Source organism: Persicitalea sp., assembly GCF_041751555.1.
In the GTDB taxonomy this organism is placed as follows: Bacteria; Bacteroidota; Bacteroidia; order Cytophagales; family Spirosomataceae; genus Persicitalea.
Window position 1 is genome coordinate 1 of record NZ_JBGSXF010000483.1, and the last position, 9,063, is coordinate 9,063.

Below are 9,063 nucleotides of genomic sequence, written 5' to 3' on the forward strand. Positions count from 1 at the left end.
AATGGAGCGTGGTATGAAAAAACTATTGGTGAAATATCTGGGAATTCTTCTCTTCGGCTTGATCACACTTGACTTGTCGGCTCAGGAACTGGACTGCACTGTGACCCTCAACTACGATCAACTCGTGGCGCAGCAGAAGACCGACGAGCAGGCTATGAACCAACTCAGGACGTACATCAGCGAGTTTATGAACAACACTCGCTGGACAAACGACCAGTTCACGCCTGAGGAACGGATTGGTTGTAAACTCAATGTCAACCTGATTCGCTCGCTTAGTCAGGGGGTTTACGAAGCCAATGCGCAGTTAATCGTCACCCGGCCTGTGTTCAACTCTACCTACGAATCGGTGTTGTTTAGTTTCGTGGATCGTAATTTCAGCTTCAAGTTTCTGCCTAACACACCCATGTTCTTCAACGAGAACAATTACACCGACGAGCTACCTTTTGCTTTGGCATTTTACGCTTACGTGGTGCTGACGATGGATTACGATTCATTTAGTAAGACGGGCGGCAATCCGTATTTGCAGAAAGCGTTCAATCTGGCCAATCTGGCCACTAATTCCTCCCCTTTCCCCAAAGCCTGGAAGGCTGATCGCGACGCCCGCAATCGCTACGCGCTGGTGGAAAATTTGATGAGCCAGCAGTTCCTGCCGTTCCGTGAAGGAGTGTACAACTACCATCGCCTGGGTTTGGACACAGCCACCGAAACGCCGGGATTGGCCCGCAAAAAGGGAATGGAATTGTTGGTGACAGCCAAACAAGCCGCTCAACTTCGACCTGGAGCAGTATTGCTGAACTCATTCTTCGACGCTAAGTCGGAGGAATTCTACAACCTCATGCGTGAGGCATCACCGGATGACCGTCAGGAAGCTTTCAAACTACTTTCTTTACTCGACCCTACCAAAACGGAACTTTACAGGAAGTTGATTCAATAACTTACAATGTTCCTTCATAAACTTTCACCGCCGGGCCGATCAGGTAAATATCGTCGAATTGCAAGGGTTCTGTTTCACGAAAGGCTACTTGAAGCTCCCCGCCTACCGTATCGATTTTGACCGGGCTTTCCCAGCCAAAATGCGCGTGGGAAGACAGGGCGCAAGCCGTGACACCAGTGCCGCAAGAGTAGGTTTCATCTTCTACGCCACGCTCGTAGGTTCTCACTTTCAAATGATTGGGTGATCTTACCTCCACAAAATTGACATTGGTACCGCCACGCGGTCCATAGGTTTCATTGTTGCGAACAGCCCGACCTATACTCACGACTTCGGTCGTATCCACATTATCAACGTAAGCAACGTAGTGTGGAGATCCGGTGTCGACAAAGTCATAGGTTTCGTGTTTTTCCAAACCCTTGACCGGACTCATCATTAAGTGGATTAATTCAGGCGTAGCCGTAGCCTCGTGCGGCCCGTCCACGGCCAGGAAGGTAGTTTTCTCAGAAAAAATGCCCAAATCGTGGGCAAAGCGAACGGTACAGCGTCCACCGTTGCCGCACATGCTGCCCTCACCGCCATCGGCATTGAAATACACCATCTTGAAATCATACCCCTGCGCGTTACGTAGCAGAATTAGCCCGTCGGCTCCGATACCAAAGCGGCGGTGGCACAGCCGCGCGATTTTTTCTCTTGACAAAGAAAAAGTCTCCGTCCGGTCGTCGATTAGAATAAAATCGTTGCCAGTGCCTTGATATTTATGGAAGTTCAAAGTCTATGAGTTTATGAGTGCGAACGAGCACCGCATGAGAAATGATGAGTCAGTCGCTATCCTTTCTTTCTGAGCAATTCTGTTTTCCATGGCAATTTATACAAAAAGCCCCGTTGGAAAAATTCCGGCGGGGCTTTTTGATTGAGATGAAAAAACTCATAAACTCATGCACTCATAAACTATTTCGTAGTTTTCAACTCCTTAATCCTCGCAGCCTTACCCTGACGACCACGTAGGTAGAAGAGGCGGGCGCGGCGGACTTTACCGCGGCGGAGGAGTTCGATTTTGGCAATGCTGGGGGAAAGAATCGGGAAAATACGCTCGACGGCAATACCGTTGGATATTTTGCGAACCGTGAAGGTTTCGCCCGCGCTGTTGGGGTTGCGGCGCTGCATAACGGTTCCCTGGTACAATTGAAGGCGCTCTTTACCGCCTTCGCGGATTTTTACGTGTACTACAATGGTGTCGCCCGATTTGAAATCGGGATACTCGGACTTACGGTCTTCATTCGTAGCCTCAACGAGTTTAATCAGTTCGCTCATGACGATTTTTGAAAATAAATTAGGTAAAGAACTATTCTCAGCGGACGGGGTGACGCCCCTTCATTCGAAACAGCCCTGCGAAAAACGAGTGCAAAAATAGACCTATTTTCCGGTATATGAAAGGTTTTGTTAGATTTACAAAATGAAAATACTCGCCGCCTCCCAAATCCGCGACCTTGACGCGCACACCATTCAGCAACAACCCATTAGCTCGCTCGATCTGATGGAACGTGCCTCGCGGGCTTTTGTCCGCTGGCTCTGCGCCCGGTTCGACAACCGCCAACCGCTCGTTTTTTTCTGTGGAAAGGGCAATAACGGTGGCGACGGCCTGGCCATCGCCCGCCTCCTTTCGTCCAAAGGTTACGGCGTGGCAGTGTACGTGGTGAATTATACGGACAAGACTTCCGACGATTTTTCCAAGAACCTCGAACGGCTGAGGGAACACTTGTCGATTCATTACATAAAGAATAAGGAAGACCTCCCTAAATTAACGGGCGACGAACTACTGATTGATGCCCTGTTGGGGTCGGGGCTTTCGCGCCCGGCGGAGGGTTTGCTGGCAACAGTAATTGATACGATGAACGAAAGTCCGGCGCGGGTCATTTCGGTGGACATCGCCAGCGGCTTATACATGGATAAGATCAACGATGAGGACGACGCTATTGTCCGGCCCGACTACACGGTGAGTTTCCAACTACCCAAGCTGGCGTTCATGATTCCGCACAATGATCCGTTCGTCGGTGATTGGCAAGTAGTTAATATTGGTTTAAGCGAAGCGTTCATTCAGGAAACGGAAACGCCCTATTTTTTTACAGATAAAAAAAGCGCGAAGAAATTGATTCGCGACCGGGAGAAGTTTTCGCATAAGGGTACTTTCGGCCATGCCCTGCTGCTGGCGGGTAGTCACGGCAAAATGGGTGCGGCTCAACTCTGTGGTGGAGCCTGTCTGCGTTCGGGCGTAGGGCTACTGACGATGCACGTAGCGGGTTGCGGCTACGAGATCATCCAGATCGCACTGCCCGAGGCAATGTGTTCGGTAGATATTCACGAAAAGATGTTGACGACTTTGCCAGAATTGGACGCCTGTTCAGCGATTGGCGTCGGGCCGGGATTGGGCAAAGAGCCACAAACTCTGCAGATGCTGGAAGAGTTGCTCGACCAGGCTAAAGTACCGATGGTGTGGGACGCCGACGCTCTGAACTTACTTTCTGAAAATCCTGAACTACTCAAAAAACTACCCGACAACACGATCATTACGCCGCATCCGAAAGAATTTGAGCGCTTGGCCGGGAAAAGCGAAGATGATTATGCTCGTCTGGAGTTAGCCCGCGATTTTGCCAGAGAGCATAGGTTGATCGTTGTCTTAAAAGGCGCGCACACTGCGGTAGTTTTCCCTGACAGTACTGTGTACTTCAATGCTACGGGTAACGCAGGGATGGCTACGGGTGGTACGGGCGATGTACTTACGGGCATACTCACCTCGCTCCTTGCGCAGAAATACGAGCCTCGTAATGCAGCCCGGCTGGGAGTTTATCAGCACGGCATCGCTGGCGATCGTGCCGCCAAAGCACGCACCAAAGTGTCGATGATTGCCTCGGATATTGTGGAAAATCTGGGGTGGTAGTTGCGGAAATGCCCAAGAGAAACGACCGTTCGATAAGTTTTGGGGATTTTTCTGGCCTGTTTCCAACCATTCTACAACTGGAACGATCTTGTTTGCGTAAATTCAATACGAGTTTTGTTACTCGTCCACGCATTAGAACAATATCCACCATGAAACAGACCTTACCTCGCAACTGGGGCGGATTGAACTCAGAAAAGAAAGACCACAAGTTTTTCCTCGATCAGGCATTCGTAATGGGCGGACTGGCCGTCCTTATCTTCTCCTACATTATTTTTCGCTTCATTTTTCCTTTGCTGGAAAAAGGCGTCCTCTGGTAGGCTCAACTGAGTAGTTGAAAAGTCGCCCAAGCTGAAACATAGGCCAGCACCATCGTGTACACGAGTTGCACCATCGGCCATTTCCAGCCGTGCGTTTCGCGATATACAATCGCCAGCGTACTCATGCACATCATGGCGAATACGTAGAACATTAGTAATGAAAAAGAAACCGCCGGGGTGTACATTGGTCCACCCGTTTGGGGGTTTCTTTCTTTTTGCAGCCGCTCCCGGATCGTTACGGCGTCCTCACTCGCCTCACCACCAATACTATATATGGTGGACATTGTTCCCACGAATACTTCTCGGGCGGCGAATGAAGTAATGAGCGCAATCCCAATTTTCCAATCGTAGCCAAGCGGAGCGATGGCCGGTTCGATGAATTTTCCGAAACGTCCGGCGTAGGATGTCTCTAACTGCGCTGACGCCACGGCAGCTTCGCGGACTTGCGGTGCGGCGTTGGCCATTTCTTGTAGCGTCTGCTCCTCCGCTCTCTCCATGCTATCGCCTGGTCCGTAGCTGGCCAAGACCCAGAGAATAATGGAAATGGCAACGATAATTTTTCCAGCCTCCAGTACAAATGATTTTACGCTGTCGTACATCGTAATTCCCAGATGGCTCCAGCGTGGCCACTTGTAAGTAGGCATTTCCAGAATAAAGTAGCTCGGCTCACGGCGCGGCACGAAAATCGAAAATAGCCATGCCGAACCCAAGGCTCCAATTAAGCCCAACAAATAAAGTCCCAATAGTACTAAGCCCTGCAAATTTAGAATGCCCAGCACCGCTTCATCCGGCACAACCAGCGCGATAAGAATAGTATAAATCGGCAGCCGCGCCGAGCAACTCATCAGCGGCGTAACCAAAATAGTCAACAGCCGCTCGTAAGGATTATTAATGCTGCGCGTGGTCATGATGGCGGGAACAGCGCAGGCCACGCCCGAAATCAGTGGTACCACGCTGCGACCATTCAGGCCGAATTTTCGCATCAGCTTGTCCATAATAACCATCACCCGAGCCATGTAACCCGACTCTTCCAGCAAACCCACCAAGCCAAATAAAAAGGCGATTTGGGGTATGAAAATGATGACTCCGCCGATGCCCGCCATGAGTCCATCGGTAAGCATATCATTCAAGACGCCTTGTGGGAGCGCGTACTTCGTCCATTGGATGGCGTTTGCCGTAGCTTGATCGATCCAGTCCATCGGATATTCTGCCCAGGCAAAGACCGCCTGGAAGATGATTAGCAGTACAAATAGAAAAGCTACGTAACCCCAGAACGGGTGCAGTAAAACCCTGTCCAGTCGTCGCGTCCAGGCGGGTTGTTCACTATCACCCTGAGTAGTAACGGCCTTCTGCACCAAAGGCCGCAATCGCTCGTAGCGGGTGATGGTTTCATAAGCCAGAAAATCGGTCTTATCGAAGTTATGTTTGGCGATCAGACCATCGAGTTGTTCCCGTTGGCCCTGATTCAGAAAAGTAAACGAATCATGCTGGCAGATGTACTGAAGCGCCAGGTAGTTATTGTCGAGTTGGTATTCCTTTTTAACCGCCTGAATTATGTCCAATTGTTTTTCAGCGGGATCTAAAAAATAGGCCGAAACAAGACTATCGGTCATTTTCACGCTCTGAATCGCTTCCCGCAGGCGATCAATGCCTTCGCCAGTGCGAGCGTTGATTTTTACCACTGGTACTTGCAACTGCATTGCCAGCTGCACGGCGTTGACTTTAAGCTTCATGCTATCGGCCACGTCCAGCATGTTGAGGGCCAGTACCGTCGGCAACCCTAAATCAGCAATTTGGGTGAATAGCAGCAGGTTCCGCTGCAAGTTAGAGGCATCGGCCACAACTACCACCGCGTCGGGATGGTCGGAGTGTTGCGGATTGGCCAGAATATCCACCGCCACCTGTTCGTCCCGCGATTTAGGATAAATGCTGTAAATGCCGGGAAGATCAATTAGGGTCGCTTCGGCAAGAGTTAACGTGTCGCCCGAAGCAGAATCATCAGCAGAAACGGAAAAACGAAGAGTTCCGGTTTTTTTCTCGACAGTGACACCGGGAAAGTTGCCGGTTTTCTGGCGTAAGCCCGTCAGTTGATTGAATAGCGTAGATTTGCCGGAGTTGGGGTTGCCGATGAGGGCAATTTTGCGGGGAGCGGGTTTCAATTCAATGCGTCACCAAATAAAAATACAGGAGATCAAATTTACTCTACCACAATACTGGCGGCTTCGTTGCGGCGTAATGAAAGACAGTAACAGCCTCCTACGCGCACACAAATCGGGTCACCAAAGGGAGCTACTGCGTCTAAACGCACCTCACAACCGGGCAAACAGCCCATTTCAAGCAACTTCAACGACATGTCCCGGTCATTAAACGACTTGATGACGGCACTTTCTCCCTTTTTGAGATCGGCGACGTTGCGAGTGAGTAGCATAGCTTATTTAGATTTAATATAATTAAACACAAAGAAAGTGCATAGGCGCCAATTTATCAAATGATTTTTATCATGTTTTTTATTTGTCGCGCGTTTATGCCGTAGTTTTGCGGGCAGATGCTCGAACTGAAGACTCTCATCTGGAAAGAAATAGCCCTCGAATGGCGGCAGCGTTACGCACTGAGCGGAATGCTGCTTTACGTTGGGAGTACGATCTTTATTTGTTATCTAAGTTTCAAGGTGAATCAGAGTTCGCTGACACCCATCGTTTGGAACACGCTGTTTTGGATTATCCTGCTCTTTACAGCGGTAAATGCCATTGCTAAGAGTTTTGCGCAGGAGCGGTTCGGGCGTTTGCTTTACTATTATACGATCGCAAGTCCGCGGGCCATCATCGTTTCAAAGATCATTTACAATTCCCTTCTGATGCTCGTTCTGGCGGGAATTGGTTTTGGGTTTTATGTGTTTGTGATGGGAAACCCGGTGATCGATTTAGGGCTATATATTATAAGTATTGTTCTGGGCTCGCTAGGGTTTGCCTCGGTGCTGACGCTGGTGGCGGGAATCGCCTCTAAAGCTGACAACAGTGCGACGTTAATGGCGGTACTCAGTTTCCCGATTATTCTGCCGATGCTGCTGATGGTAATGAAGTTAGCCAAGAACGCCCTCGATGGCCTGGACCGTAGCGTTAGCCTGGACGAAATTAGCACACTGTTGGCCATTGATGCCATCGTGATCGCACTGTCATATATGTTGTTTCCTTATTTGTGGAGGAGTTGATTTTAATTTTGAATGATAGAATGAGTGAATGATAGAATATTGCTTTCGCCAAATTATTCTATCATTCACTCATTCAAAATTCTATCATTGATTCTATGAAAAAAGCCTGGTGGAAAATTCTGACGGTAGTAATTCTTTACTACGTCCTTTTTCAGGGATTGCTGGGGACGGTACCCCGGCAGCCGATTTTGAACGAGACGATTCGGAATCTGTATTTCCACGTCACGATGTGGTTTGCCATGATCGTGATGTTGCTGGTATCGATGATTTTTGCCATTCGGTACTTGCGTTCCAGCAACGTCATCGACGACGATAAATCGGCAGCATTTGCGAAAGTGGGTGTCATGTTCGGTATCTTGGGGTGCGTGACGGGTTCGCTTTGGGCTAATTTTACCTGGGGGGAGCCGTGGCCCAACGATCCCAAGCTCAACAGCGCGGCGGTCGGAATGCTGATCTATTTTGCTTATTTGCTACTGAGAAGTTCATTCGATGATGAACAGCGACGCGCCCGCATCTCGGCGGTGTACAATATCTTTGCATTTGCCATCTTTATGCCTTTGATTTTTGTGCTACCCCGCCTGACCGATTCGCTGCATCCCGGTAACGGTGGCAACCCAGGTTTCAGTTCGATAGATCTCGACGGTCGGATGCGAATGGTCTTTTACCCTGCCATCATTGGCTGGATTCTGCTGGGAACCTGGATCACCAGTATCCGTTATCGGTTAAAGATAGTTCAGCGGGAGCAGGAGGAGCGCGTGTCGGAAACCTCCGGGGTCATGATGAACGAATAAACGAGGTACCCCGAGCGATCACAAATAATTGTTACAGAGAATGGTTTTCACGTTTAGAAGTTCTATGAAACGTCTTTTTTTCTTTTTCTTGGTTTTTACCTTCACCTCCTTAAACCTCTTTGCGCAACAGGGGGTTGATACAGAGGTGGCGATGGCTGATCAAATGCGGGCCGATGGGAAAATTTGGGTAGTTGTGGGCGTTATTGCGCTTATCTTTGCCGGAATAATTACCTACCTCGTTCGTTTGGACAGTAAGTTGACCAAAGTAGAAAAAGAGTTAAATATTAGGTAGGACATTGGGTATTAGATTTCTAAGTAGTCCACCATCCAATACCAAAAATCAAATAACCATGAAAAAGTCCCATATTTTCGGAATTGGCATTATTGCGGTCGCGATTGCCATTATTGTCTCTACGGCGGGCGATGCAAGTACGTACGTCAATTTTACTCAGGCTGAGCAGTTGGCTATGAACGGAAACGATGGTAGCATCCACGTGGTCGGCACGCTGAAAAAAGACGCCTCGGGAGAGATTCAGGAAATGGCCTATAAGCCAGAGATCGACCCCAACTACTTTGTGTTTACGTTACTGGATAATGACAACCGTGCTCAGAAAGTAGTTTACCGCAGCCCTAAGCCGCAGGACTTCGATAAGTCGGAGCAGGTGGTTGTGATTGGCAAGATGGAGCAGGATCATTTTGAAGCCGAGAAAATCTTGCTCAAATGCCCGTCCAAATACAACAACGAGAAACTAGAAACGACTGAATACCAAGCCGCCCAACTATGATTCATACCGCCTACGGCGACGCTGGTCGCTTGTTCGTGATCGTTGCTTTTGTGTCGGCCCTCGTCGCGACTTTTGCCTATTTCAAGTCCGTCA

11 protein-coding genes are annotated in these 9,063 nt (G+C 49.2%); 7 read left to right on the forward strand and 4 right to left on the reverse strand.

What is annotated here, in order from left to right; genetic code table 11:
- Window positions 1-934 (forward strand): DUF4835 family protein (locus ACEW8P_RS17020; protein WP_373514272.1); only part of this gene is annotated, 934 nt, incomplete at its 5' end.
- Window position 935: 1 nt separating this feature from the next.
- On the opposite strand, the gene dapF is transcribed toward ACEW8P_RS17020, so the two are convergent.
- Window positions 936-1,703, reverse strand: a complete 768-nt coding sequence (gene dapF / locus ACEW8P_RS17025; protein WP_373514273.1) for a diaminopimelate epimerase — start codon at window positions 1,701-1,703, stop codon at window positions 936-938.
- 179 nt (window positions 1,704-1,882) lie between these two features.
- Window positions 1,883-2,245: a 50S ribosomal protein L19 gene (gene rplS / locus ACEW8P_RS17030; RefSeq protein ID WP_373514274.1), complete on the reverse strand. Its 363-nt coding sequence runs from the start codon at window positions 2,243-2,245 to the stop codon at window positions 1,883-1,885.
- 142 nt (window positions 2,246-2,387) lie between these two features.
- On the opposite strand from rplS, the gene ACEW8P_RS17035 reads away from it, so the two are divergent.
- Both ACEW8P_RS17035 and ACEW8P_RS17040 read left to right on the forward strand, forming a co-directional pair.
- Window positions 2,388-3,869 (forward strand): NAD(P)H-hydrate dehydratase, encoded by a 1,482-nt coding sequence (locus tag ACEW8P_RS17035; RefSeq protein WP_373514275.1) that lies wholly within the window; start codon window positions 2,388-2,390, stop codon window positions 3,867-3,869.
- 149 nt (window positions 3,870-4,018) lie between these two features.
- Complete coding sequence (locus ACEW8P_RS17040; protein WP_373514276.1) at window positions 4,019-4,186, forward strand: hypothetical protein; 168 nt, start codon at window positions 4,019-4,021, stop codon at window positions 4,184-4,186.
- Between the two features lie 2 nt (window positions 4,187-4,188).
- Here ACEW8P_RS17040 and feoB read toward each other — a convergent pair whose 3' ends face one another.
- Window positions 4,189-6,345, reverse strand: coding sequence for a ferrous iron transport protein B (gene feoB / locus ACEW8P_RS17045; RefSeq protein WP_373514277.1), 2,157 nt, complete (start codon window positions 6,343-6,345; stop codon window positions 4,189-4,191).
- 38 nt (window positions 6,346-6,383) lie between these two features.
- Window positions 6,384-6,614 (reverse strand): ferrous iron transport protein A, encoded by a 231-nt coding sequence (locus ACEW8P_RS17050; protein WP_373514278.1) that lies wholly within the window; start codon window positions 6,612-6,614, stop codon window positions 6,384-6,386.
- 117 nt (window positions 6,615-6,731) lie between these two features.
- Here ACEW8P_RS17050 and ACEW8P_RS17055 point away from each other — a divergent pair, with 117 nt between their 5' ends.
- From ACEW8P_RS17055 to ACEW8P_RS17070, 4 genes are all read left to right on the forward strand, one after another.
- Complete coding sequence (locus ACEW8P_RS17055) at window positions 6,732-7,394, forward strand: heme exporter protein CcmB (protein WP_373514279.1); 663 nt, start codon at window positions 6,732-6,734, stop codon at window positions 7,392-7,394.
- A gap of 38 nt (window positions 7,395-7,432) precedes the next feature.
- The gene (gene ccsA / locus ACEW8P_RS17060; protein WP_373514282.1) at window positions 7,433-8,185 is read left to right on the forward strand and encodes a cytochrome c biogenesis protein CcsA; all 753 of its coding nucleotides are present in this window, start codon (window positions 7,433-7,435) and stop codon (window positions 8,183-8,185) included.
- 64 nt (window positions 8,186-8,249) lie between these two features.
- Complete coding sequence (locus tag ACEW8P_RS17065; RefSeq protein WP_373514280.1) at window positions 8,250-8,477, forward strand: CcmD family protein; 228 nt, start codon at window positions 8,250-8,252, stop codon at window positions 8,475-8,477.
- A gap of 58 nt (window positions 8,478-8,535) precedes the next feature.
- On the forward strand, window positions 8,536-8,970 hold the full coding sequence (locus ACEW8P_RS17070) for a cytochrome c maturation protein CcmE (RefSeq protein WP_373514281.1): 435 nt from the start codon (window positions 8,536-8,538) through the stop codon (window positions 8,968-8,970).
- The last annotated feature ends 93 nt before the right edge of the window (window positions 8,971-9,063 follow it).

What these genes read in the sequence shown, in the direction of transcription:
- rplS (WP_373514274.1), bottom strand. Translation starts at nt 2,245, where the DNA reads ATGAGCGAACTGATTAAACTCGTTGAGGCTACGAATGAAGACCGTAAG.
- ACEW8P_RS17035 (WP_373514275.1), top strand. Translation starts at nt 2,388, where the DNA reads ATGAAAATACTCGCCGCCTCCCAAATCCGCGACCTTGACGCGCACACC.
- ACEW8P_RS17040 (WP_373514276.1), top strand. Translation starts at nt 4,019, where the DNA reads ATGAAACAGACCTTACCTCGCAACTGGGGCGGATTGAACTCAGAAAAG.
- ACEW8P_RS17050 (WP_373514278.1), bottom strand. Translation starts at nt 6,614, where the DNA reads ATGCTACTCACTCGCAACGTCGCCGATCTCAAAAAGGGAGAAAGTGCC.
- ACEW8P_RS17055 (WP_373514279.1), top strand. Translation starts at nt 6,732, where the DNA reads ATGCTCGAACTGAAGACTCTCATCTGGAAAGAAATAGCCCTCGAATGG.
- ACEW8P_RS17065 (WP_373514280.1), top strand. Translation starts at nt 8,250, where the DNA reads ATGAAACGTCTTTTTTTCTTTTTCTTGGTTTTTACCTTCACCTCCTTA.
- ACEW8P_RS17070 (WP_373514281.1), top strand. Translation starts at nt 8,536, where the DNA reads ATGAAAAAGTCCCATATTTTCGGAATTGGCATTATTGCGGTCGCGATT.